The sequence below is a fragment of the Streptomyces sp. NPDC006314 genome (assembly GCF_040613075.1).
Taxonomy (GTDB): domain Bacteria; phylum Actinomycetota; class Actinomycetes; order Streptomycetales; family Streptomycetaceae; genus Streptomyces.
Map to the genome: position 1 here is coordinate 95640 of NZ_JBEXRL010000003.1, position 23804 is coordinate 119443.

A 23804-nucleotide genomic window follows, 5' to 3' on the forward strand; every position below is an offset into this window, starting at 1 on the left:
ACAGTTGCGGCCCGAAAAGGCGTCAGACCCCTTCTTTCCAGGCCCGATTCACATCTCTCGTGTCGACATGTCACTACAGCGCGTTGCCGACATGTGACATTCTGCGGGAAGCGCGTTTGCCGTGGCTCCGGCTCCGGTATTCAGGTGAAGGCTGCGTTGCTCGAAAGGCAGCACCGCCGCGACCGTCCCGCGACCCAAAGGGGGTGGCATGTCCGCAGATCAGGGCAGCTCGAAGGTGCTGACGCCCACGAAGAGCGAGGCAGCGCCCAAAGAGCTCGACGCTCTCGACGTCCTCGATGACGTCACGGCCCTCGACGCCGTGCCGGCCCCAACCGACCCCTCCGCCGTGCCCACGGAGGCCGTCCCGGCCGCCCAGGCCTCGGCGGACCTCGACACCCGTACTCTGTCCCGCTCTCTCTTCCTGCGGCTCGCCACCCTGGACGAGAACAGTCCCGAGCGGGCCTACGTCCGGGACACCCTGATCGAGCTGAACCTGCCACTGGTCCGCTACGCGGCCGCGCGCTTCCGCTCCCGCAACGAGCCGATGGAGGACATCGTCCAGGTCGGCACGATCGGCCTGATCAAGGCGATCGACCGCTTCGACTGCGAACGGGGCGTGGAGTTCCCGACCTTCGCGATGCCGACCGTGGTCGGCGAGATCAAGCGCTTCTTCCGCGACACCTCGTGGTCGGTGCGCGTCCCACGCCGGCTCCAGGAGCTGCGCCTGGCCCTCACCAAGGCCAGCGACGAACTCTCCCAGAAGCTGGACCGTTCCCCGACGGTGACGGAACTGGCCGCGGTGCTCGGGGTCTCCGAGGAGGACGTCGTCGACGGTCTCGCGGTCGGCAACGCCTACACCGCTTCCTCGCTGGACTCCCCGGCCCCCGAGGACGACGGCGGCGAGGGTTCGCTGGCCGACCGGCTCGGCTACGAGGACAGCGCGCTGGAGGGCGTGGAGTACCGCGAGTCCCTCAAGCCGCTGCTGGCCAAGCTCCCGCCGCGCGAGCGCCGGATCATCATGCTGCGCTTCTTCGCCAACATGACCCAGTCGCAGATCGGCGAGGAGGTCGGCATCTCCCAGATGCACGTCTCCCGGTTGCTGACCCGGACCCTGACCCAGCTGCGGGACGGCCTGATCTCCGACTGAGGCTTCCCCGCCCCGTCAGCCACCGGCCCGGTGTCGCGAGCGGCAGGGCCGCAGGGGCGACGCGCACGATGTGGACTCGTGGCCGCCGAGGCGCCGTTACGGCAGCGTCGGCGGCCGTCGTCCGTCTCGCCGGGGTACTGGCCGCACGCGGTGGCGGTGGCTCGGGCGGCGGTTACGCCGCGGTCGGCGCGGGAGACGGCCGGGGCGGCCCGGCCGGTGGCCCCGGTCGGGCCGGTGAGGTCGCTCCCGCTCGACGGCGAGCAGGGCGAGGGCACGGGCCAGGGCGGTAACTCCGCCTCGGCCAGGGCTGTCCCGGGCAGCGCTGGGCGGTGTGCGGGGCGGCGGTGCGGGACGGACCGCCCGGAACCACGCTTCCGGCCCGGGCAGGGACCCCCGCACGGGTACCGCGGGCCCACCGCGGGCCCTTCCGGTGACGCGGGCGGAAACAGGCCCGGTCGTACGAACGGCTCCCGGCGGGACCACGGCCCCTCCCGCGTCACCGTCCGGCCTCTCCCGGGGAGGACCCGTGACCGAGGACACGGACAAGCGCCGGGTGCCAGAAGGCGGCCATCACCCTCCGCAACTCCGTTGACGTGGCGGCGCCTTCGGGCTCGGTGACGTTCGGGACGCGCGTCATCGGCGCGCTCGGCAGCGACTGGGGAACGGTCGAGTCGACCGAGGACCTGCCGGTACCGATCGGACCGGGGGCACACACGGACCACATCCGGACGGTGTGCGTCGAGGATGCGGGACGTGTCCGTCCGGTGGGAGCAGGTCCTACTTGAGCGCCAGCCAGGCGACCCCCGCCACCACGACGAGCGCGACGACAATGCCGATGATCAGGCCGACGCGGGGGCCCGAGGAGGCCGCCTGCGGCTGCCGTCCCTGGGGTGCCTCGTCGACGAACGCGCGGAACATCTGGGTGCTGCCGGCGGGGTCGTAATTGCCCTGGGGGCCCTGGGTGTTAGCCATGCCCCGAGACCCTAGCGAATCCAGGTGACCGACCCAAGTGCGGGGCCACCGGGACAGACGGGGGCACGTCACCTGCGGCTGCCTGCTTATTTACACTCGCAATACTTGCCTTTGCCAAGGTTTTGCGTCGGTGGGCCCTGATTTATTTGCCTGCAGCAACCAAGCAGACCTATGGTTGCCCCAAGCAACGAATACGGGAGGTGTGATGGCCGAGCAGGCGCAGTTCGAAGAGCTGGCGCGTCAGCTCAGTGCCGTCGGAGCCGTGAAACGGGACATGGGGCGGATCCTGCCGCCCGACTGCCCGGCCGGCTCGGCCGCCGTGCTGACGCTGCTCGGCCGGCATGGCGACATGCGCATGAGCAAGCTCGCGGAGCTGCTCGCCGTGGACATGTCGGTGACGAGCCGGCATGTCGCGCACGTCGCCGCACGCGGCTGGATCGAGCGGTCACCGGACCCCGCGGACAAGCGCTCGCGCATCCTGCGCCTGACACCCGAGGGGCTCGAGCAGCTCGACGAACTGTCCCGGCGGACCACGCGTCTGCTCGCCGAGCGGCTCGCCGACTGGACCGACGACGAGGTCGGCCAGCTGATCCGGCTGATGACGCGCCTGCGCGCGTCCTTCGGTGACTGCCGTTCCGCCCCGCGGCTACCCGCACCCGTAATCGAAGAGACCACCCGTACACCCGCAAGCACGTAAGAGAAGGAAGCCCATGGCAACGACCACACCAGCCGGTGTGCGGGCTCACGCCAAGCACGGGGGAGGCGCAGGCCACGCCCCGATGACGCACCGGCAGATCATGGAGGCCCTGTCCGGGCTGCTGCTCGGCATGTTCGTGGCGATCCTGTCGTCCACGATCGTCTCCAACGCCCTGCCGGAGATCATCGGAGACCTCGGCGGCGGTCAGTCCGCCTACACCTGGGTGGTCACCGCCGCCCTGCTGTCGATGACCGCGGCCACTCCCCTGTGGGGCAAGCTCGCCGACCTGTACAGCAAGAAGGCGCTCGTCCAGATAGCGCTGATCATCTACGTCGTCGCCTCGATGGCGGCCGGTCTGTCGCAGAACCCCGGCATGCTGATCACCTTCCGGGTGTTCCAGGGCATCGGCGTCGGCGGTCTGTCCGCCCTGGCCCAGATCGTCATGGCGGCGATGATCTCCCCGCGCGAGCGCGGCCGGTACTCCGGCTACCTGGGCGCCACCTTCGCCGTCGCCACCGTCGGCGGCCCGCTGCTCGGCGGTGTCATCACCGATACCTCCTGGCTGGGCTGGCGCTGGTGCTTCTACGTCGGTGTCCCCTTCGCGATCATCGCGCTGATCGTGCTGCAGAAGACCCTGCACCTGCCCGTGGTCAAGCGGGAGGTCAAGGTCGACTGGGGCGGCGCGACCCTCATCTCCGCCGCCGTCTCCCTGCTGCTGGTCTGGGTCACCTTCGCCGGTGACAAGTACGACTGGCTCTCCTGGCAGACCTACGCGATGGTCGGCGGTTCGATCGTCCTCGGCGTGCTGTTCGTGCTCGTCGAGTCCAGGGCGAGCGAGCCGATCATCCCGCTGCGCCTGTTCAGGAACCGCACGATCACGCTCGCGTCGCTCGCCTCGCTGTTCGTCGGTGTCGCGATGTTCTCCGGCACCGTGTTCTTCAGCCAGTACTTCCAGCTGGCCCGCGACAAGTCCCCGACCATGTCGGGCGTCATGACCATCCCGATGATCGCCGGCCTGTTCGTCTCCTCGACCGTCTCGGGCCAGTACATCACCCGCACCGGCCGCTGGAAGGCGTGGCTGGTCAGCGGTGGCGTGCTGGTGACGGCCGGCCTGGTGCTGCTCGGCGGCATCCGGTACGACACCGACTACTGGAAGATGGCCGTCTTCATGGCCCTGCTGGGTCTCGGCATCGGCATGATGATGCAGAACCTGGTGCTCGCCACGCAGAACCAGGTGGCGCCCTCCGACCTCGGCGCGGCCAGCTCCACGGTCACCTTCTTCCGCTCCCTCGGCGGCGCGGTCGGCGTCTCCGCGCTGGGTGCCGTGATGTCCCACCGGATCACGTCGTACGTCCAGGACGGCGTCGCCGGCCTGAGCCCCAAGTACCAGGCGGCCATGGCCCGCTCCGGCTCCACCGACAGCATCCCGGACATGGACAGGCTCCCGGCGCCCATCCGGACGCTCCTGGAGAGCGCCTACGGCCACGGCATCGCCGATGTCTTCCTCATCGCCGGCTGCCTCGCCGCCGTCGCCTTCCTGATCACGCTGTTCATCAAGGAGGTCCCGCTGAAGACCAAGGGGGCGCTCGCGCAGTCCGCCGACGGGGAGGCCCCCGTGGCCGACCCGGCCGCCACCCCCGTCGTCGCCGAGGCCCAGGCCCCGGCCGCCGAGCCGGTGCCGGCCGCGGTCGCCGCCGCCCCGGTGTCCGACGGTACGACCGGGACGACCGCCACCCGGCCGCCGACGGCCGTCGCCACGGTGGCGGAGCCCGGGCCCTCCGACGGCACCCCGGTGCACGGCTTCGTCCGCGGCGCCGAGAGCGCCCCGGTCGCGCGGGCCGCGGTCACCCTGATCTCGCTGTCCGGCCGCCAGCTGGGCCGCTCGGTCGCCCAGGCCGACGGCTCCTACGCGCTGCGCGCCCCGGGTGCGGGCAGCTACGTCCTGATCGCCTCCGCCGAGGGTTACCAGCCGCAGGCCTCCACCATCGTGGTGGGCGAGGAAACGCTGTCGTACGACATCCTGCTCAGCGGCACCAGCGGGCTGACCGGTGTGGTCCGGGCCGCCGGAAACACGCTGCCGGTCAAGGACGCGATGGTGATCGTCACCGATGTGCGCGGTGACCTGCTCGCCACCGCCCTCACCGGGGAACAGGGCGAGTTCACGTTCGGCGAGCTGGTGCCGGGCGTGGTGACCGTCGCGGTCAACGCGATCGGGTTCCGGCCGCGCGCGCTGCCGGTCGAGGTGGGCGCCACCGGGGTCACCCGGATCGAGGTCGACCTGGACGCCGGTGCCCGGCTCCAGGGTGTCGTGAAGGCACCGCACGGTCCGCTGGCCGACGCCCGCGTGACGCTGGTCGACCAGGCGGGCAACGTGGTCGGCACGGCCACCACCGGCTCGGACGGGGCGTACGCCTTCACCGACCTGGACAGCGGTGAGTACACCGTGATCGCGACGGGCTACCCGCCGGTGGCCACGGCCCTGACCGTCAACGGCATCGGAGTCGACGGTCACGACATCGAACTCGCCCACCCCGGCGAGTAGTTCGGCCACGGCCCGTGGTGCGCGCGGCTCCTCAGGTGCGGCGTGTGCCACGGGCCGGTTCGATACGACCACTTTGCAATGCTTCGCAGCGCTGGGAGCCGAAGGGGCCGGAGGGCCCCGGAGGCGTACGAGCACGGGAAAGGGACGAAAACGGGATGGGACTGACCGCGAAGATCCGTACGCGGGACGGGTGGGCCGTGTCGCACGCGGTCGTCACGGTGACCGACATGGCCGGTACGCAGGTGCTGCGGGCCGAGGCGGACACCGAGGGGGCAGTACGGGATGCCACCGAGTTGGCCCCGGGGGCGTACACCGTGATCGTGACGGCCGTCGGGTACGCGCCCGCCGCGTCCAGCGCGATCGTCACCGCGAGCGGCCGGGCCGAGGTCGGCACGGTCACGCTGGCCCGGCAGGGCGGCACCGAGCTGCCGCCGCCCGGCCCCTGGACCATCGACCCGGTGCACTCCTCCGTGGCCGCGGTCGCCCAGCACCTGGGCATCTCCAGCGTGCACGGCCGGTTCACGGAGTTCGGCGGCACGATCGAGATCGCGCCCGACGACGTCACCAAGTCCCGCGTGGAAGCGGTCATCCGGGCCGCCTCCATCGACACGGGCAACGGCATGCGCGACACGCACCTGAAGTCCGCGGACTTCCTCGACGTCGAACGGCACCCGGAGATCACCTACCGCTCGACGGGTCTGACCCAGGCCGGTCCGGACCGCTGGACGGTGCACGGCGAACTGTCGATGCACGGAGTGGTACGGCCGGTCGACCTGGACCTGGCCTACCTCGGCAGCGGCGCCGACCCGTGGGGCGGCACCCGGGCCGCCTTCCGGGCCACCGCGGAACTGCACCGCGAGGACTTCGCGATGAACTACAACCAGGTCCTCCAGGCCGGCATCGCCGCCATCGGCACGACCCTGAAGGTCGAGCTGGACATCCAGGCGGTCCAGGGCGACTCTCTGCCCGTCGCCTGAAGGTCGTCCCGTAGGGGGTGGGGGTTCTCGGGCGAGGTCCAGGTCCTCTCCCACCGGGAGGACGGACCAGGCTCTCGGAGGCCGCCGCCGCGTCGATGCCGAGGCACTCCCTCAGGACGCCGGCGGTCTGGCTCCGACGCGCTGAACCTGAGCCTCACAGGGGCAGGCCGGCAGCTGCCCTCTCCCCCTAGGCTGCGCGCCATGGCACCGAACATCGCGACCAACACCCGTGTATCGCTGGACGAGCTGCTGGACTTCGTGCGCCCCCGCCACCGCGCCCTGCTGATCACCCGCCGCGGCGACGGCGGGCCGCAGGCCTCCCCGCTGACCTGTGGCGTGGACGACTCGGGCCGGATCGTGGTCTCCACCTACCCCGAGCGCGCCAAGACCCGCAACGCCAAGCGGGACCCCCGGGTCGCCCTGGTCGTCCTGAGCGACGAGTGGAACGGCCCGTGGGTGCAGATCGACGGCACCGCCGAGGTCATCGACGCGCCCGGCTCCGTGGAGCCGCTGGTGGAGTACTACCGCAACATCGCCGGTGAACACCCCGACTGGAACGAGTACCGGCAGGCGATGCTCAAGCAGGGCAAGTCCATCATCCGGGTGACCCCCGAGCGCTGGGGCCCCGTGGCCACCGGCGGCTTCCCGGCACGGCTGACCGCCGACCGGTAACCACCACTCGACCGCACTCGACGGAAAGGAGTCCGGCGGTCAGCCGCGGGCGACCATCGCCTCGATGCCGGCGATCAGCAGGTCCAGCGCGAAGGTGAAGTCGCGGTCCAGCATCTCGGCCACCGTGTCCCCGCCGCGGGCCGCCATGAGGTCCTTGGACTCCTCCATAGCCTCGGCGGTCCCCGGGTCCTCGGCCACCATGATCATGGCCTGCTCCATGTACTCGTCGGGGCTCAGCCCGGTGTTCTCGATCCGCGCGGAGAAGTGGCTCTCTATCGTGCCGTAGCCGTACACGAACTGGAAGACGGCCGCGATGGCCCCGGTGACCCCCTGTGCGGGCAGCCCCGCCCGGCGGACCACCCGCTGGACCACACGGGAGAAGGCGAGCGAGTTCGGGCCGATGTTGAGGTAGCGCCCGGCCAGCGGCGACAGCCAGGGGTGGCGCACCAGCAGCGCCCGGTAGTCGGTGGCCAGCCCCCGCAACTGCTCCCGCCAGTCCTCGTCCGCGTTCCCCGGATCCGGCAGCCGCAGTTCGCCGAAGGCCGCGTCCAGGGCGAGTTCCAGCAGATCGTCCTTGGTGTCGACGTACCAGTACAGGGACATCGCGGTGACGTTCAGTTCACCGGCCAGCCGCCGCATGGAGAACTTCGCGAGCCCCTCGGCGTCCAGCAGCCGCACGGACACCTCGGTGATCCGCTCCCGGTCGAGGCCGGACGGCTGCCCGCTGCGCCCACCGCGGCGGGCCTTGCCCGCCAGCCAGACACTCCCTCGCGCCGACCGCGCAGCCTGCTTCACCATCGGCGCACCTTTCTGAAGTCTCCGGCCCGGTGTCCCCACTTTAGGGGCGCGGGCCGCGCCCCAGCTGCGGCTCCCTCGCGATCAACCACGAACGAGCCGCAGCCGCACGCATTCCCCCTACCCCCCGGCCTCCTGGGCCACCACCCGCTCCGCCCGGCGAAGCAGTCCCGCCGCCAGGAACCCCCCGGCCACCACGGCAACGGCCCCCACCAACTGTCCGGCCCCCAGGCCGGCGGACAACGGCTCGCCCGAGGCGACGGAGGAACTGAGCACAGCCCCCAGCACGGCCACACCAAGACCGCTGCCGAACTCGGCAAGGGTGCCGTTGACGCCCGCACCCACCCCCGCCTTCTCCGGAGGAATCGCGCTCATGATGGCGTGTGCCATGGCCGGATTGGCGACCGCGCACCCCGCACCGATCAGCAGCAGCCCCAGCAGCGCTCCGGCATAGCCGGTGTCCAGCTCGGCGATGGCCACCAGCCCCGCCGATATCGCCACCATCCCGAGCGCGATCGACACCGGTGTCCCCAACCGCGCCGACCACTTCGCCGCGACACCCGTGAAGTTGAGCGCCACCACGGTCAGCGCCAGCGGAGCGGTCCGCAGGCCGGCCTCCAGCGGTCCGTACCCGAGCACGAACTGCAGGTGCTGGGTCAGCAGGAAGAGCGCGCCGCCCATGCCGAACGTGATGAGCACGGCCCCGGTGACCGCGCCCGTGAACCGCCGGTCGCGGAAGAAGTGCAGGTCGAGCATCGGCTCGTGGACCCGGTTCTCCCACCACGCGAAGGCGCTCAGCACCACCACCGCCACCGCCGCCGGGGCCAGCACACGCGCCGAGGTCCAGCCGTGGCCGGGACCGGAGATGATCGCGAAGACGAGCGAGGCCATGCCGATGGTGGACAGCAGCGCACCGAGCAGGTCCGGGCGGTCGCCGCGGGGATCCTTGGACTCCGGTACGAGGGCCACGACCGCGGCCAGGCCCAGCGCCGCGACCGGGATGTTGACGAGGAAGATCGCGCCCCACCAGAAGTGCTTGAGCACGAAGCCGCCGATCAGCGGGCCGCCCGCGAAGCCCAGTGCGTTGACGGCGCTCCAGACGCCGATCGCCTTGGGCTGCTCCTCGGGCGCGAAGATCTGCATCGCCACGGCCAGCGTGGTGGTCAGCAGCAGCGCCCCGCCGATGCCCATGCCGGCTCGTGCGGCGATCAACTGACTGGTGGAGCCGGCCAGTCCGGCCACCAGGGAGCCGATGCCGAAGAGGGCCAGCCCGGCCATCAGCATCTTCTTGCGGCCGTAGCGGTCGGCGGCGCTCCCCGCGGGGAGCAGCAGGCCGGACTGCACCAGGGAGTAGGCGTTGATCATCCACTGGATGTCGGAGGTGGCCGCGTGCAGCTCGCGCGTCAGCGAGGGGATGGCCACGTTCAGGACGGTGTTGTCGAGCAGCACCGTGAGCTGCGCGAGGCAGATGACGCCGAGGATCAGCCAGCGTTGGGGATGACCTTGGGAAGAGGACATGCCGTACACCGTATAGCGCTCGCTATACGGTGTACAGCCCACCTCTCGGTCAGCCGCTCGTCTTCTGTGTGAGGTCGTAGAAGGTGGCCGAACCCACCGTCACCTTCTTGAAGTTGCTCTGCACCCACGAGCTGATCGAGGATGACGTGCCGCTGTTGGCGCCGCCGCCCATGCCACCGCCCGCGATGAAGTAGTGGATCCTTCCTTCCTCCACGTACTTCTTGAACCGCGCCGGCGTCGGGGACGGGTCGGTGCCGTTGAAGCCGCCGATGGCCATCACCGGATCCCCCGTGGCGAGCTGGTAGCCGGCCGCGTTCTGGGAACCGATGGACGCGGCGACCCAGGTGTACTCGGACGCGCCCGTCGCCAGCAGCTTCTTGGCCTCGGCGGACACCCTCGCGCCGTTCAGCAGGCCACCCGCGCCGCCGCCCATCACGCCGGCGCCCGTCCGGCCGCCGCCGCCGGGGAAACCGTTGCCGTTCTGCCGGCCCGGCATGCCGCCACCCGGGAAACCGTTGCCGTTCCGCTGCCCCTGCTGCCCCTGCTGCCCCGGCCGGGCCGGCATGGCGCCGCCGAAGCCGCCTCGTATGCCGCCGGGGCCGCCGGGGCCGCCGCCCCGGCCGCCCATCACGCCGGCGCCCGCCGGACCGGCCGTCACGATCGAACCGGTGTGGCCCTGCTGCAGCGTGCTGAGGGTGTACGCGGCCGGGCCGGCCAGCGCGGCGACAAGGCCCACCGCTGCCGCCCCGAGGGCCGGCCGCCGGGGTAGGCGGCCGGCGAAGATCAGGCCGAGCGCGGCCGCCAGACCGCCGATCAGCACCAGCCACTTCAGCCAGGGCAGATAGTCGGAGGTGCGGTTGAGCAGGACGTACCCCCAGGCCGCCGCCGCGACCACGGAGGCCGCGAGGGTGATCGACGCCCACGGCTCCCGCCGCCTCTCCCACAGCAGCCCGGCGCCCATGCCGGTCACGGCCGCGAGGTAGGGGGCGAGGGCCACGGTGTAGTACTGGTGGAAGATGCCCGCCATGAAGCTGAAGACGACCATGGTCGTCAGCAGGGAGCCGCCCCAGACCAGGAACGAGGCCCGGGTGGCGGACGTCCGCTTCGACCTGCGGGTGGCCACCAGGCCGGCGGCCAGCAGGATCAGCGCGGCGGGCAGCAGCCAGGAGATCTGGCCGCCGACCTCGGAGTCGAACATCCGGTCCCATCCGGTCTCACCCCACATGCCGGTGCCGCCCGCGCCGCCGCCGCCCACGCTGCCGGTCTCCTCGCCGTTCAGCCGGCCGAGGCCGTTGTAGCCGAAGGTCAGCTCCAGAAAGCTGTTGTTCTGCGAACCGCCGACGTACGGGCGGGAGGAGGCCGGCCACAGCTCCACGACCGCCACCCACCAGCCGCCGGAGACGACCAGCGCGAGCGTCGCCGCGGCCAGCTGTCCGAAACGCTTCTTCAACGGCACCGGGGCGCAGACCGCGTACACGATGGCGAGCGGCGGCAGGATCAGGAAGGCCTGGAGCGTCTTGGCGAGGAACGCGAAGCCGATCGCGACACCCGCCCACACCAGCCACTTCGTCCGCCCGTCCTCGACGGCCCGGACCACGAGGTAGCAGGCCACGGACATCAGCAGCGCCAGCATCGCGTCGGGGTTGTTGAACCGGAACATCAGCGCCGCGACGGGGGTGAGCGCGAGCACCGCGCAGGCCATCAGACCGGCCGCGGGGCTGAACCTGCGGCGCACACCGGCGTAGACGACGGCGACGGTCGCCACGCCCATCAGCACCTCGGGGGCGAGGATCGCCCACGAGTGGAGGCCGAAGATCCGCACCGACAGCTCCATCGGCCACAGCGAGGCCGGGGGCTTGTCGACGGTGATGGCGTTGCCCGCGTCCAGCGAGCCGAAGAAGAACGCCTTCCAGGACTCGCTGCCCGCCTGCACGGCCGCCGAGTAGAAGGAGTTGGCGTAACCGGAGGCGCTCAGGTTGTACAGGTAGAGCAGGAGGGTGGCGGCCAGCAGGCCGAGGAAGGCCGGGCGCACCCAGCGCGGGTCCTCGGGACGGCCGCGCCGCATTCTGCGCGCGGCAGGCTCTCGGGGTTCGCCGGCCTCGGGCGCCGTGGCGGCCGGGGGCGGGCCCCCTGGGGCGGGACTGGCCTGCCCGGCGGTCGGCTGGTCGTAGTGGGTGGTCATCGGGGGTCTCCCGGGTCGGTGTCGTGAGGGCGCACCGGCTGCGGGTGCAGGGTGGCGTCCCTCCAGTTGCCGTCCGCGGCTTCACCGGCGCGGATCTCGGTGGTCTGGTAGGGCCGGTGCGGCTGCTGCTCGTGCGGCTCCCGCTGGTACGGCTGCCGCGGGAGCGGGGCCGGGCGTCGAGGGAGCGGCGCGTACGGAGCCGTCGACCCGTACGCCGGTGCGGACGGGGTGTGGGCCGCGACCACCGTCGGGCCGGCGCCGGACTCACCCCGGTCCGGGAAGACCCAGGCGCGGAAGAGCAGGAACCGCAGCACGGTCGCCGCGAGGTTGGCGGCGATGAGCACCGCCAGCTCGGTGGAGTGCGCCGGGCTGGCGGTGGCCGTCTCGAGGGCGGCCAGGGAGCCGCTGGTCAGGGCGAGTCCGATGGCGAAGACGACCAGGCCCTGTGCCTGGTGCCGTACGGCGCCGCCCCGGCCGCGCACCCCGAAGGTGAGCCGGCGGTTGGCGGCGGTGTTGGCCATGGCGGAGACCAGCAGCGCGAGCGCGTTGGCGGCCTGGGAGCCGGAGAACTGCCGGAAGAGGTTGTAGAGCAGCAGGTAGCACAGGGTCGACAGCGCGCCGACGACGCAGAACCCGACGAGCTGGCGGGCCAGCCCCCTCGGCACGTCGGCCAGTTCGCGGTCGCGGGGGTCGTCACCGAAGGGCCGGGTCAGCCGGTCAAGCGGCAGCGAACCGGTGGCCAGCGCCTTGCCGACCCGGCACACGCCCTTGAGGTCGTCGGTGGCCGTCCTCACGATGTGCACGGTGGAGTCCGGGTCGTCGACCCAGTCGACCGGTACCTCGTGGATGCGCAGCCCCGCCCGCTCGGCGAGCACGAGCATCTCGGTGTCGAAGAACCAGCCGGTGTCCTCTACCAGCGGCAGCAGCACCTGCGCCACATCGGCCCGGATGGCCTTGAAGCCGCACTGGGCGTCCGAGAAGCGGGCCTGGAGGGAGCCGCGCAGCATCAGGTTGTAGGCCCGGCTGATGAGCTCCCGCTTGGGGCCGCGCACCACCCGGGAGGTACGGGCGAGCCGGGAGCCGATCGCCAGGTCCGAGTGACCCGAGATCAGCGGCGCCACCAGCGGCAGCAGGGCGTTGAGGTCGGTGGACAGGTCGACGTCCATGTAGGCGAGGACCGGTGCCTCGGACGCGGACCACACGGTCCTGAGGGCGCGACCGCGGCCCTTCTGCTCCAGGCGGATGTGGGCGACCTCGACAAGCTCCGTCGCCAGCCGCGCCGCCACCTGCGGGGTGGTGTCCGTGGACGCGTTGTCCGCGATCGTGATGCGGAACGCGTACGGGAAGGTGTGCGTGAGGTGCTCGTGCAGTCTGCGGACGCACGGCTGAAGGTCCTTCTCCTCGTTGTAGACGGGGATCACTACGTCCAGGACAGGCGTACCGGCGTCTCCGGCCGGGAGGTGCTCCCGCGCCGGCAGGGTGCCGGGAGAAGAGTCGGTTCGCATGGCACCGACTCTCCTCAAGCCCCCTGTCGCACCCATGTGGTGGCACTGTGCTGTGCCTGTGAGTGTGGTTGCCGGTTCGTTTCCGCGGCGGGTCGCGGAACGGCCGGGACGAGCGCGGGCAGCTGCACGGTGAACACCGTCCGCCCCGGAACGCTGTCCACGGTCACGGCACCGCCGTGCGCGGCCGCGACGGCCTGCACGATGGCGAGCCCGAGCCCGGTGGACCCGGTGGCCCGGGAGCGCGCGGAGTCGCCCCGCGCGAACCGCTCGAAGACACGCGGCAACAACTCCGGCGCAATGCCCTGCCCGTCGTCCTCGACGTCCACGCACATCCACGGCCCGCGCCGCTGCACGCGCGCGGTGACGGTCGTCCCGGGTGGCGTGTGAGTACGGGCGTTGCCCAGCAGGTTGACCAGCACCTGCTGCAGCCGTGCCGCGTCCGCGGACACGAGGGCCGGCTCGTCGGGCAGGTCGAGCCGCCAGTTGTGGTCCATGCCGGCCGCGCGCGCGTCGCTGACCGTGTCCACGACGAGCGGGATGAGGTCGGCCCGCTCGAACTGGAGCGGCCGTCCGGCATCCAGCCGGGCGAGCAGCAGCAGATCCTCGACGAGAAGGGTCATGCGGCCGGCCTCGGACTCGATCCGCCCGAGCGCGTGCCGGGTGTCGGGCCCGACCTGCTCCCGTCCACGCCTCGTCAGCTCCGCGTACCCCCGGATGGAGGCGAGAGGTGTCCGCAGCTCATGACTGGCGTCGGCCACGAACTGCCGTACCCGCGTCTCGCTCCGCTGACGGGCGTGCAGGGCGCCGTGGACGTGGTCGAGCATGCGGTTGAGCGCACCACCGACCTGGCCGACCTCGGTGTGCGGGTCGCACTCAGACTCCGGTACCCGCTCGCTGAGGTTCACCTCGCCGGTGTGCAGCGGGAGTTCGGAGACCCGGGTGGCGGTGCTGGCGACCCTGCGCAGAGGGCGGGTGGCCACGCCGACGAGCACGTAACCGGCGATACCGGCCGCGACCAGGCCGGCCACGGTGACGCTGACCTCGATGAGGATCAGGGCGTTGATGTTGCCGTCGGTCTCCTCGGTGGGGATGCCGACGTAGTAGTCGCCGCTGGGGCCGTCGGCGTACCGCACGCGGTAGGAGCCCAGGCCGGGGATGTCCACGGAGTGCGGCTTCTCGTCCCGGGTGACGGAGGCGAGGGCGGCCAGCTGGGCATCGCCGAGGGACTTGGCACTCAGCAGGAGGGTGTCGTTGGACTTGTCGCCCACCTTGCCCTCGGTCACAGTGCCGCTCTCGACCCTGGCCGCGATCGTGTACTGCGGCTGCGGGCCGTGCGTGACGAAGTTCGAGAGGTCGGTCTCCCGGCCCTTCAGACTGTTCCGCAACCCGGTCTGACCGCTCTGCTGTGCCTCCTGGCCGTCCTGCCGGCCGCCGGGCCCGAGGGCGCTCCTGGCCGCGCCGGGCGGGGCGAAGTCACCGGACGCACGGGCCCCGACCTCGTGCAGCTGGTCGTCGAGCTGCTCGTACAGATGCGACCGCAGGGCCAGCGTGGTCACGGTGCCGATCACCGCGCAGACCACGGCGATCAGCACCACCGAGGCGACGACGAGCCGGCTCCGCAGGGTGCGCGGCTGTCTCGCTCGACTCTCGCGCCGACCTTTCCGCGGACTCGGCCGTCGGGGCCCGCTCATGACACGGCGGGCTTGATCAGATAACCGGCCCCACGACGGGTGTGGATCATCGGCTCCCGCCCGGCGTCGATCTTCCGCCGCAGGTAGGAGATGTACAGCTCGACGACATTGGCCTGCCCGCCGAAGTCGTACGACCACACGCGGTCCAGGATCTGCGCCTTGCTGAGCACGCGCCGCGGGTTGCGCATCAGGAAACGCAGCAGTTCGAACTCGGTGGCGGTGAGGTGGATGAACTCACCGGCCCGCGAGACCTCGTGGCTGTCCTCGTCGAGCGTCAGGTCTCCCACGACGAGCACGGAGTCCGACCGCCGGTCGGCGGCACCGGACCGGCGGATGAGCCCCCGCAACCGCGCGACGACCTCCTCCAGGCTGAACGGCTTGGTGACGTAGTCGTCGCCGCCGGCGGTGAGCCCGGCGACACGGTCCTCCACCGCGTCCTTGGCGGTCAGGAACAGGACGGGCACGTCCGGCAGTTCGCGGCGCAGCCGCCCGAGGACGGACAGCCCGTCCATGTCGGGCAGCATCATGTCCAGCACGACGGCGTCGGGCCGGAACGCACGGGCCGTCTGGATGGCCCCCTGCCCATCACCCGCACTCCTGATCTGCCAGCCCTCGTAACGAAGAGCCATGCTCAGCAGTTCGGTGATCGACAACTCGTCGTCCACCACAAGCACTCGGACGGGGCTCCCGTCCGGCCTCAGCAGTTCGGTGCGCCCCTGGGGCGAGGTCGTGGTCATGGTGGACACCCTTTCGGGGTCCTCTGAGAAGACGCTTTCCAGAATCTGTGATTTCCCTGAGAAACACACAGGCGCCGCTCAGGGAATCCCTGGGAAGGACATCAGGAGCGGAAGCACATCAGGAGCGCTGGAAGGCGTGGCTGTGCTCGACCCGGGCGATGTGGATCGCGTACCGCTCGAACCAGTGCTCGCGGCCGTGCCGCTTGGCCGCGAGGTGCTCGGGGTGCTGCCGCCACCGCTCGATGCCGGCGAGGTCGCGGAAGTAGGCGACGGAGATGGCGAGTCCGCCGGGCGTGTGGGCGGAGTCCTCGCCGAGGAAGCCGGGCACGTCCCGCACGAGACGGGAGAGCCGGGCGGCGGTGCCGCTGTATCCGTCGGGATCGTCGTCGGTGCGGCGGGAGGTGAACACGACCGCGTAGTACGGCGGTTCGGGGACGGTGGTGGGTACGTCGGCGGGGACGGCCGGGTCGGTTCCGTGATCTTTTCCGTGATCGCTCATGTCAACCACGCTCGGCCGTTCGGTCGTTCCCGTCCATGGATCTTGCCCAAAGGGATCCGTACGGGATCCGATCCTTTACCTTCCCCTCAGAAGAGTCCCTCCTGATCCCTCCTGAACTCCCGGACCGGGAAGGTGAGACGCTCCTGCGCCGATGCCGTGGGCAGCAGCTCCCAGCCGGCCATCAGCCGGGTGTCGAGGACGACGACCCCGAGTTCACCGGCCGCCAGATGCAGATCGGGGCCGGCAGCCGCGACCAGCTCACCGCTCACGGCACCGCCCGGCCCGAGTGCCACGACCTCACCGAGTGCCTCCGGGGCCTCGTCCAGCCCGAAAGCGCGTACCTGGTCGGTGACTTCGCATGGCTCCGGGCGCAGGGACTCCGGCCACCCGGCGAGCGCGGCGGCCCGTGCGTGCAGCTCCCGCACTTCGGCGGCACGCTCCGTCTCCGTCCCCGGCAGCACCGACCGCACCGCCCGCTTCTCGGCGTAAGGAATACGGTCCGGTACCCGCAGCGCGGCCCGCAGCAGTTCCTCGGTGCGCCGCGCGGCCATCAGCGGACCGGTGCCGAGCCAGCTGAAGCAGACGGCACCCTGCTCCAGCAGCCGGGCGTCACCGCGCTCGGCCGCGGTGATCCCGACCTTGACCATCCCGGGCCCGAACCAGGCCAGATACACCCGGTACGGCCGGGGATCGTCGGCGATCGTGTCGGCGGCCACGGAGTGCGCCCGGTCCAGCCGCGCGCACTCCTCGCACCGGGCCCCCGTACTCCGCACCGGCACGGTGGCCCGCAGCGGGCAGGCATGCCCTCGCGCCCCCACGCATGTCCGCGCAGCCCCCTCCGGTACCGCGAAGGCGACCCGCTTCCCCCGGGGCAGCGCGCTGCGCCGCCCGCCGTCCCACACCAGCACGGGACCGTCCGGCGCCCAGCGCAGCCCCGAGCACTTCCACACCTGTGCCATCACCCATGAGGGTAAAGGCCGGGTCTGACAGTGAGGCTTCACGACAGGACGTACACCGGCGATGCGCCCGCCGCGATCCCCGCCTGCCGCATGCAGCCCCGCTTGATCAACATGCGTACGCAGTCATGCACCCGGTCGAGCGTGAGCCCCGTACGTCGGCGATCCTTCCGAGAAAGTCGTTGGTGCGACCGAGCTGACCGTTGATGCCACCAAGTCGTTCGTCGATCCCGCCCGGCTTTTCGTTGGTTCGGCCCAGCTTTAGGGGAAGCGGAGCTCCGGCCGTCGCGCAACGGTATCGGGTTGCGGCCTCAGCCGGCCGGTCCCGACTGCGCAGGTACCAGTGCGGCCTCTGCGGGGGCGGGGGTCGGAGTCCGCGCCTCTTCGACGTCGGCCCACGGGACAACGCGCCGCGACAGCTGTCCGAGGTACCGGTAGAAGCGGTCCGGAAGGAACACGGCGTCCGCGACGATCATGGCGCCGGAAAAGAGCGGCAGCCCCAGGAACACCGCGATACTCACGTGCATGCCCAACAGCACTGTCAGCACCGGGTACTTCAGCCTGCCGAACAGGACGAACGGGAAGCCCACTTGCAACAGCACCGTCAGGTAGCAGGCGATGGCGATCAGTAGGTCGTGTTCGTCCGCCATGGCGGAGAGCTCGGGCCAGGGCCGGAACACGTCGAGGTTCAGGGCGTAGTGGAGTGCGGTGCCGTTGCCCCAGGAGGCGCCCTGCACCTTGTACAGGCCTGCGGATCCGTAGAGGAAGCAGACCTGGGCGGCGATGACGAGCATGCCGCAGTTGTGCAGCACGGTGATCACTGTCAGGCGCGCCTCACCGAGGTGACGCCGGAACTCGCCCGACGCCTGGTCCAGCGGGAGCCGGGCAGTCCTGTCGGCGGACGCTCGGAGCCGGGTCCTGCGCGCGTCGAGGGACCATCGCCGGCCGCATGCGGTGAACACGAGGTAGAGGGCCATGAGGATCATGAGGTTGTCCCCTCCGTCCGCCATGTAGATCGCCCTGGCGTGGAACGACGACACTACGACCGCGAACAGCACGGACACCGCTCTCGTCCGCCAGCCCAGCATGAACAGTGCGGAGGTGATGAGGGCTGCCGCGTAGCAGATCTCGAAGTAGGCCCGACCGTCGGACAGGGTGAGGATGCTGGCCCACCCGGTCTGGTCGAAGAGTTGCCTGGCCAGTGCCGGCGTCCACGGTGAGCCGGGACCCCAGATCTCGTCGCGGTGGGGGAACTCGCGCAGCAGGAAGCCGAAGTACAGGAAACCGTACCCGATGCGCAGAGCCGCCGCGGCGTACAGGGAGATCGGCTGCTCCAGCAGGAGGGCGAGGAGCGCGGCGATACGGGCCGGCACCGGCTGCGGCGCGTGTGCGCCCGCCCGCTCGGTGCCGCGTCCCGGGCGCCCCGGCCTGGCCGCCGCGAACGATGTCTGCTCAGCCTGTTGCATGGCGGGCCACCTTCCACCAGGGCAGGTAACGAGTGTCGGCGGGCTGTTGTGCGGCCGCGCCGGGACCGGGGCCACCCGCTGCGTGTGGCGCGGCGATGGGCACGGTGATCACCCGCAGCTGGATGAACTCGAACGTGCCGTGGCGATGGGCGGCTACGCGATCCGCGGCGATGTTGCGCAGGTATCGCTGGATCATCCGGGCGCGCTGCGAGCGCGCACGGTCGTCGCCACCGTGCGTTTCGAGGTAGGAAATCCAGGCCCGGCGCAGCATGTTCTGTGCTGTGTGGCTCGGAAAGGGGTCGTGTCTCACCGCAGCTGTGTCGACGGCGGTCAGGTCGAACCATCCGCTGACCTGGACGCGGCCGTCCGGGGCGGTGTGCGCGGTTCTTGCCGAAATCCGCCGGTTGACCGATTCCGGGTCCGGGGCGAAGAGTCGCCAGTTCTGTTCGAACCACGGGAAGATCCAGGCGCTGACCTGCCGGCTGTACTGCCGGGAGATGGGATTTGGTGGTGCCACCTGCAGGAACACCAGGAGCACGTGGACCAGGGCCGTCACCAGACACAGGATCACGGTGACGCGTACTCCGGCCCTCAGCGTGGCGGGCGGCTCCGAAGGAACTTGGAATGCAGGCGGTCTCCCGCCCCCCTTCTGCGCGGCCGACCCAGCGCCGGCCTCGTCCGACTCGTCGGCATCGGGTGTTGCGACGCCACCCCGCACGGCTCCATCCGGCCTCTCCGTCCCGACTTCTCTCACCCTTGTTCTCCTGAGCTTTCGCCGACGGCGTGCGGTGGAATCGACGACGATCCGCGCCGCACGCCGCCCGTCCTACTCCCGCACCTGGGCGGCTGCCTTCGAGCACTCACCCCGTCGGGGTCGGCCGTGCACGCTAGGCAGGATCACAGCCGTAGCCATCGTCCTTGTCGGACTTTTTGCGCTTTTTAGACTTTTCGGGCTTTTTGGACTTGTCGGGCTGGTCGCCGTACCCGTAGTGCTCATCGGGCTTGTCGCCATGCCCGTTGTGCCCGGGCTTGCAGCCGTGGTCGTGGCCGTTCCCGCCGGTCGTTCCGGTGGTCGTAGTGCCGGTGGTGCCCGTGGTTCCGGTCGTGGACCCCGTGGTTCCGGTCGTGGACCCCGTGGTTCCGGTCGTGGACCCGGTGGTTCCGGTCGTGGACCCGGTGGTTCCGGTCGTGGACCCGGTGGTTCCGGTCGTGGTTCCTGTAGTGCTGGTTCCGGTGGTTCCGGTGGTTCCGACAGCGCCGGTGGTTCCGGTGGTACCGGTCGTCCCGACGGCGCCGGTGGTTCCGGTGGTACCGGTCGTCCCCACAGTGCCGGTCGTTCCTGTAGTGCCGGTCGTCCCGACGGCGCCGGTAGTCCCGGTGGTACCGGTCGTCCCTACAGTGCCGGTCGTTCCCGTAGTGCCGGTCGTCCCTACAGTGCCGGTAGTGCTGGCTGTTCCGGTAGTTCCGGTGGTTCCCGTAGTGCCGTCTGTTCCAGTGGTACCGGTGGTGCCGGTGCCGGTGGTGCCGGTGGTGCCGGTGGTGCCGGTGGTGCCGGTGGTGCCGGTAGCCGTGGTGCCGGTAGTGCCCGTAGTGCCGGTAGTCGTGGTCCCCCCGGTGGTGCCGGTCCCGCACTCCGGCCGGGTGATCGTGTTGGTGTCCAGCGTCACGGCACCGTTACGGGCCAACGCCCGCCCCTCGATGGTCGCGCCCGTGTTGGCAGTGATCGAGGTCATGGCCAGGATGTTGCCCACGAAGGCAGTGTTGGTGCCGAGAGTGGCCGAACTACCGACCTGCCAGAACACATTGCACGGCGAGGCGCCGTTGATGAGGGAGACACTGCTGCCGGACGCCGTCGTGAGACCCGAACCGATCTGGAACACCCAGACGGCGTTGGGGTCCCCCTGGCCATCCAGGGTGAGCGTTCCTGTGAGCCCGAGAGTGGAGGAGGCGGTGTAGACGCCCGGAACCAGCGTCAGGCCACCGGCGTCCGGGGGAAGTGCTCCATTGGAGGCCTGTCCGGCGGCGGCGTCGTATGCCGCGGCCAGGTCGGTCTGGGCATCCTGAGCCACAGTGTCCGCAGAGTGCAGGGTCCCGTTCACCACGGCGGGCGGCCCGTAGCCGGTGATGGACGTTCCCGGAGACACTCCGACATCTCCAGTGATCACCGAGGGGCCGGTGTTGGTGGTCGCCGAACCGGCCAGTACCGCGAAGCTGTCAGCCCTGCCCAGATCCACAAACGTGACGAGGGCATTCGCCTGTGTCGACGTCACAGCCACTACGACAGCGGAGATCACCACGGCAAGCACCGCCGCGGTCCATACCGACAAAGTGCGCCGCAGAGGCGCGACAGGGATTTTGAGCGTCATCGAAGGGCCAACTCCTGTGAGGGGAAAGTGACGTATTCGGCGGTTCTCAGTCGCACGGAATCGCCTGCTTGTCGCTGGCATGTTACTCAGGAGCACGCACCGAGTTACGATTTATGCGAGTGATTTCGTCGAATTTGAGGAGCTGATCACAAATCACAAAAAGTTATCAATGAGCTGAATGGGCGTGCCTGTTTAGCCGAGGCGGGCGACACGGCGACACCAGGTCAGTCCAGGCGGCATTCGTGCACTCGTTGCCCCTGGGCGACGCTGATCCCATTCGGCATCCCACTTCTCACCGGCGTGTTGAGCAAATGAGTAGTTCCGTGGCTCTCTCCGGAGCAGCAGTCATGGCACATCTATGCGTCACCGGCGAAGAGGCTTTGGCCGCATCCGGCACTCATCCTTCGGATGAGGATCTGATCACGGTCGACCGGGCCACCGGAAAAGGCAGGGGTACCGGTTCGGCAGCTGCACTGCGACATTCGGTGCAATTATTCGCGCCGAGCGGCGCGGCTCCACGGGGAAACGTAATGATCCAGGCAGCCGAGGTCCGTGAGTGGTGCAACCGCTATGTCGTCGACGCGCGAGGCCCTGACGAACGGGGGATCGGCGGCCTCCAGCGCGGAATAGCGGCTTTACTGCTTCATCGTCGCCTGTCAGCGTCAAGTCCCTCATCCGCGAGGGACGCATGCTTGCACGACGGCGCGGTCCCATGGATGCTCGACAGCCGAGAGTGCGCAGGCCCGTTGGCTGAGTACGTCGACCGCTTGCTCGGTCCGACCGGCGTGTCACTCACCGGCCCCCGCCACTTCGGCCGGCTCACGTCCACTGCAACGGCTAGGAGCGTTCCCTCCCGATGACAGGGACTGCTGCCGCGCGTATCCGCGAACCGAGCCTCTACCGCCGGTACTTCGACCTCGTCGTCGCCGGTCAGAAGACGATCGAGGTACGGGTGAAGTACCCCCACTTCGAAGACCTGGCCTCCGGAGACGTCATCCGCTTCCGCGTCAGGGGCACGGACGAGACGTGTGACGCGGCTCTGCCTTCGATCGCGCCGGGGAGCGCTCAGGCGTGACGGCCACGGCCCCGACGATGACCACGGCGCGGCCGGCGTCCCGGTGGCCGTCCGATCCCCCTCCCCGGACTCGCCAGGGACTGCCCGGTGGACACGGCTCAGGAGAGACCTCCGGCCCTGCGCAAGTGATCGGTGACCTCATCGCGGGTTCGCATCAACCGGCGGGCAGGCTCTACCAGAGCCGATCCATCACCTGAGCGCCCGACCTCGATCAGCAGTCGGTATATGGGTGCCACCTGGTCCTCCAGCGACTTGACCAGGTCGAAGGCGCTACGCGGCCCCACCAGCCTGACGATCGTGCCCTGTCGCCGCAGTCGGCCTATGTGATCATCTACGGCGGCGACGATCGCTTGCATGTCGACGTTGTGCCCCTCGTCCAGTTGTTCGGCAGTCTGCCGGAGAGTGCGTGCGATGTCCGTCGCACCTTGCAGAAGATCGGCATAGGCCTGGAGCGACCGGGCCTCTTGCTCGGTATGCCGGGTCCGCTGCCACTTGCTGCGCTCCAGGTACATGTTGCCCGCAAGGGTCAGTGCGACTCCCGCGAGCGCGGAGGCCACCGGAACCACTTGCGTTGCCAGATCAGCCATGGAGCGGGAGTGTGCCACGCCCGAGCCTCACCGGACCCTCCCGGACCAGCCGATCACCCAAGGAGTGACCCACCGGACAGCCCATCAGCCGGTTGCCGTCACACTGCCGTCAAGGCAAAGCCAGAGGCCCTGTGGATCACTCCACAGGGCCTCTGGCTTGTTGTGCACTCGGCAGGATTCGAACCTGCAACCTTCTGATCCGTAGTCAGATGCTCTATCCGTTAAGCTACGAGTGCTTGTTCTTTTGTTTTCCGTCTCCGCTCCCGGCCCTTCCGGCCCGCTCGCGGCGACAGGAAGAACATTACATGACTGCCGCCGTCATGTGAAATCCGATTCGCACACCCGTTGTGACCTGCGCAAACGTCCGAGCGGGGCTGCGGAGGCCACGCGGGGAAGCACGCCGGGAAACACCGAAGCCCCGGTCCTGGGGGACCGGGGCTTCGGGATCGGTGCGGAGGCGGAGGGATTTGAACCCTCGATGGGCTTTAAGACCCAAACCGCATTAGCAGTGCGGCGCCATAGACCGGACTAGGCGACGCCTCCAGCACAACCGCTCACGCGAGCGTGAGTGGTGCGTGCAGATGATGACACAGTCGGGTGCGGTGTCACCAATCGCCCCCCACGGTACTAGGCAGTCGGGTCACAGGGCAAAGGGCTTCCCCCGGCGCGGCGCGCGGCGGCGCGGCGGCAGAGCTACGCGGCGGGGGGGGGCCGGCAGGCAGGCGGACGGGTGAGCGGCGCAACGTCCGGCGGGCGGGGGCGTTGGACAGGGCATGGTTTCTGTTCTGCCGGCCACCGGGCGGCACGTCCTCGTGTCGTCCCTCGCCGCCGTCGCGTCCCTCGTCCCGCTCACCGCCGTACCCGCCGTGGCGGCCGGTGCCGTGCCACCGCCCGTCCGGCCCGAGGACCGGGCCCCGCGGCAGAGTGCCGCTCACCGCGGCGATCACCTCACCGTCGTCGTCCGGCGCGCCGGGACCGGGCGGGACGGGACGTACGAGCTGTCATGTCATCCCGGTGCCGGCCGTCACCCGGACGTGGCCGGGGCCTGCCGGATGCTCGACACGCACACCCAGTGGGGCCGGGACCCCTTCGCCCCGGTTCCGCCCGACAGCACCTGCACCCTGATCTACGGCGGGCCGGCCACCGCCCATGTGATCGGCACCTGGGCCGGGCGCCCGGTCGACGCCACGTACGACCGCAGCAACGGGTGCGAGATCGGGCGGTGGGACCGGATGGTGCCGCTGCTGCCGGAGCTGGGGGCGTCCGCCTAGGTGCCATGGACGTCGTGGGCGTCGTGGGTGCCGGGGGTGCCGGGGACGTCTCCCGGCGGGGACACCGGTGTCGTAAAGGTCCCGCGAAGGTCTCGCGTAGCCGAAACGTGCGGTCACACGTTCGCCGTCACTTTCCCGTGGGACGTCCC

The 23804-nt window shown here is 70.3% G+C and carries 19 protein-coding genes, 2 tRNA genes and 1 pseudogene; 7 read left to right on the forward strand and 15 right to left on the reverse strand.

Translation table 11 applies throughout. The features are described from left to right. The first annotated feature begins 208 nt into the window (after window positions 1-208). Window positions 209-1147, forward strand: coding sequence for an RNA polymerase sigma factor SigF (locus ABZ079_RS06110; RefSeq protein ID WP_356938209.1), 939 nt, complete (start codon window positions 209-211; stop codon window positions 1145-1147). Between the two features lie 777 nt (window positions 1148-1924). Here ABZ079_RS06110 and ABZ079_RS06115 read toward each other — a convergent pair. Continuing rightward, window positions 1925-2119: a hypothetical protein gene (locus tag ABZ079_RS06115; protein ID WP_356938210.1), complete on the reverse strand. Its 195-nt coding sequence runs from the start codon at window positions 2117-2119 to the stop codon at window positions 1925-1927. Window positions 2120-2324: 205 nt separating this feature from the next. Between ABZ079_RS06115 and ABZ079_RS06120 the strand changes: the two genes are divergently transcribed. The 4 genes from ABZ079_RS06120 (at window position 2325) to ABZ079_RS06135 (ending at window position 7007) form a co-directional block, all read left to right on the forward strand. Next, the gene (locus tag ABZ079_RS06120) at window positions 2325-2816 is read left to right on the forward strand and encodes a MarR family transcriptional regulator (RefSeq protein ID WP_356938211.1); all 492 of its coding nucleotides are present in this window, start codon (window positions 2325-2327) and stop codon (window positions 2814-2816) included. Window positions 2817-2829: 13 nt separating this feature from the next. Then, a complete protein-coding gene (locus ABZ079_RS06125) occupies window positions 2830-5358 on the forward strand; it encodes an MFS transporter (RefSeq protein ID WP_356938212.1) in 2529 nt (842 codons plus the stop codon). A 155-nt stretch (window positions 5359-5513) separates the two neighbouring features. Further along, entirely contained in the window at window positions 5514-6335 is an 822-nt protein-coding gene (locus ABZ079_RS06130) for a YceI family protein (RefSeq protein ID WP_356938213.1), read from the forward strand. Between the two features lie 201 nt (window positions 6336-6536). After that, the gene (locus ABZ079_RS06135; RefSeq protein WP_356938214.1) at window positions 6537-7007 is read left to right on the forward strand and encodes a PPOX class F420-dependent oxidoreductase; all 471 of its coding nucleotides are present in this window, start codon (window positions 6537-6539) and stop codon (window positions 7005-7007) included. 39 nt (window positions 7008-7046) lie between these two features. Here ABZ079_RS06135 and ABZ079_RS06140 read toward each other — a convergent pair whose 3' ends face one another. The 11 genes from ABZ079_RS06140 to ABZ079_RS06190 form a co-directional block, all read right to left on the reverse strand. Next, window positions 7047-7805 carry a TetR/AcrR family transcriptional regulator gene (locus tag ABZ079_RS06140; RefSeq protein ID WP_356938215.1) on the reverse strand — a complete coding sequence of 253 codons (759 nt, stop codon included), beginning with the start codon at window positions 7803-7805 and terminating at the stop codon, window positions 7047-7049. Window positions 7806-7922: 117 nt separating this feature from the next. Further along, the gene (locus ABZ079_RS06145) at window positions 7923-9320 is read right to left on the reverse strand and encodes an MFS transporter (protein ID WP_356938216.1); all 1398 of its coding nucleotides are present in this window, start codon (window positions 9318-9320) and stop codon (window positions 7923-7925) included. Between the two features lie 49 nt (window positions 9321-9369). Then, complete coding sequence (locus tag ABZ079_RS06150; protein ID WP_356938217.1) at window positions 9370-11502, reverse strand: glycosyltransferase family 39 protein; 2133 nt, start codon at window positions 11500-11502, stop codon at window positions 9370-9372. Then, window positions 11499-13007, reverse strand: a complete 1509-nt coding sequence (locus tag ABZ079_RS06155; protein ID WP_356938218.1) for a bifunctional glycosyltransferase family 2/GtrA family protein — start codon at window positions 13005-13007, stop codon at window positions 11499-11501. The genes ABZ079_RS06150 and ABZ079_RS06155 overlap by 4 nt, the downstream gene beginning before the upstream one ends. Before the next feature lie 14 nt (window positions 13008-13021). Beyond that, a complete protein-coding gene (locus ABZ079_RS06160) occupies window positions 13022-14698 on the reverse strand; it encodes a HAMP domain-containing sensor histidine kinase (RefSeq protein ID WP_356938219.1) in 1677 nt (558 codons plus the stop codon). Next, a complete protein-coding gene (locus ABZ079_RS06165; protein ID WP_356938220.1) occupies window positions 14695-15435 on the reverse strand; it encodes a response regulator transcription factor in 741 nt (246 codons plus the stop codon). The genes ABZ079_RS06160 and ABZ079_RS06165 overlap by 4 nt, the downstream gene beginning before the upstream one ends. A gap of 118 nt (window positions 15436-15553) precedes the next feature. After that, window positions 15554-15934, reverse strand: a complete 381-nt coding sequence (locus tag ABZ079_RS06170) for an antibiotic biosynthesis monooxygenase (RefSeq protein ID WP_356938221.1) — start codon at window positions 15932-15934, stop codon at window positions 15554-15556. An 86-nt stretch (window positions 15935-16020) separates the two neighbouring features. Beyond that, the gene (locus ABZ079_RS06175; protein ID WP_356938222.1) at window positions 16021-16893 is read right to left on the reverse strand and encodes a DUF2797 domain-containing protein; all 873 of its coding nucleotides are present in this window, start codon (window positions 16891-16893) and stop codon (window positions 16021-16023) included. A gap of 308 nt (window positions 16894-17201) precedes the next feature. Continuing rightward, a complete protein-coding gene (locus tag ABZ079_RS06180; protein WP_356938223.1) occupies window positions 17202-18356 on the reverse strand; it encodes an HTTM domain-containing protein in 1155 nt (384 codons plus the stop codon). Beyond that, complete coding sequence (locus tag ABZ079_RS06185) at window positions 18343-18912, reverse strand: DUF5819 family protein (protein WP_356938224.1); 570 nt, start codon at window positions 18910-18912, stop codon at window positions 18343-18345. The genes ABZ079_RS06180 and ABZ079_RS06185 overlap by 14 nt, the downstream gene beginning before the upstream one ends. A gap of 331 nt (window positions 18913-19243) precedes the next feature. Continuing rightward, window positions 19244-20722: an ice-binding family protein gene (locus ABZ079_RS06190; RefSeq protein ID WP_356938225.1), complete on the reverse strand. Its 1479-nt coding sequence runs from the start codon at window positions 20720-20722 to the stop codon at window positions 19244-19246. An 856-nt stretch (window positions 20723-21578) separates the two neighbouring features. Here ABZ079_RS06190 and ABZ079_RS06195 point away from each other — a divergent pair. Further along, window positions 21579-21755, forward strand: a pseudogene (locus tag ABZ079_RS06195) (ASCH domain-containing protein); the annotation flags it as partial. Window positions 21756-21895: 140 nt separating this feature from the next. Here ABZ079_RS06195 and ABZ079_RS06200 read toward each other — a convergent pair. From ABZ079_RS06200 to ABZ079_RS06210, 3 genes are all read right to left on the reverse strand, one after another. Beyond that, window positions 21896-22384, reverse strand: a complete 489-nt coding sequence (locus ABZ079_RS06200; RefSeq protein ID WP_356938226.1) for a hypothetical protein — start codon at window positions 22382-22384, stop codon at window positions 21896-21898. Between the two features lie 163 nt (window positions 22385-22547). Then, window positions 22548-22620: transfer RNA gene (locus tag ABZ079_RS06205), tRNA-Arg, on the reverse strand. A 216-nt stretch (window positions 22621-22836) separates the two neighbouring features. After that, window positions 22837-22927: transfer RNA gene (locus ABZ079_RS06210), tRNA-Ser, on the reverse strand. Window positions 22928-23157: 230 nt separating this feature from the next. Here ABZ079_RS06210 and ABZ079_RS06215 point away from each other — a divergent pair. Further along, on the forward strand, window positions 23158-23655 hold the full coding sequence (locus tag ABZ079_RS06215) for an SSI family serine proteinase inhibitor (RefSeq protein WP_356938227.1): 498 nt from the start codon (window positions 23158-23160) through the stop codon (window positions 23653-23655). The last annotated feature ends 149 nt before the right edge of the window (window positions 23656-23804 follow it).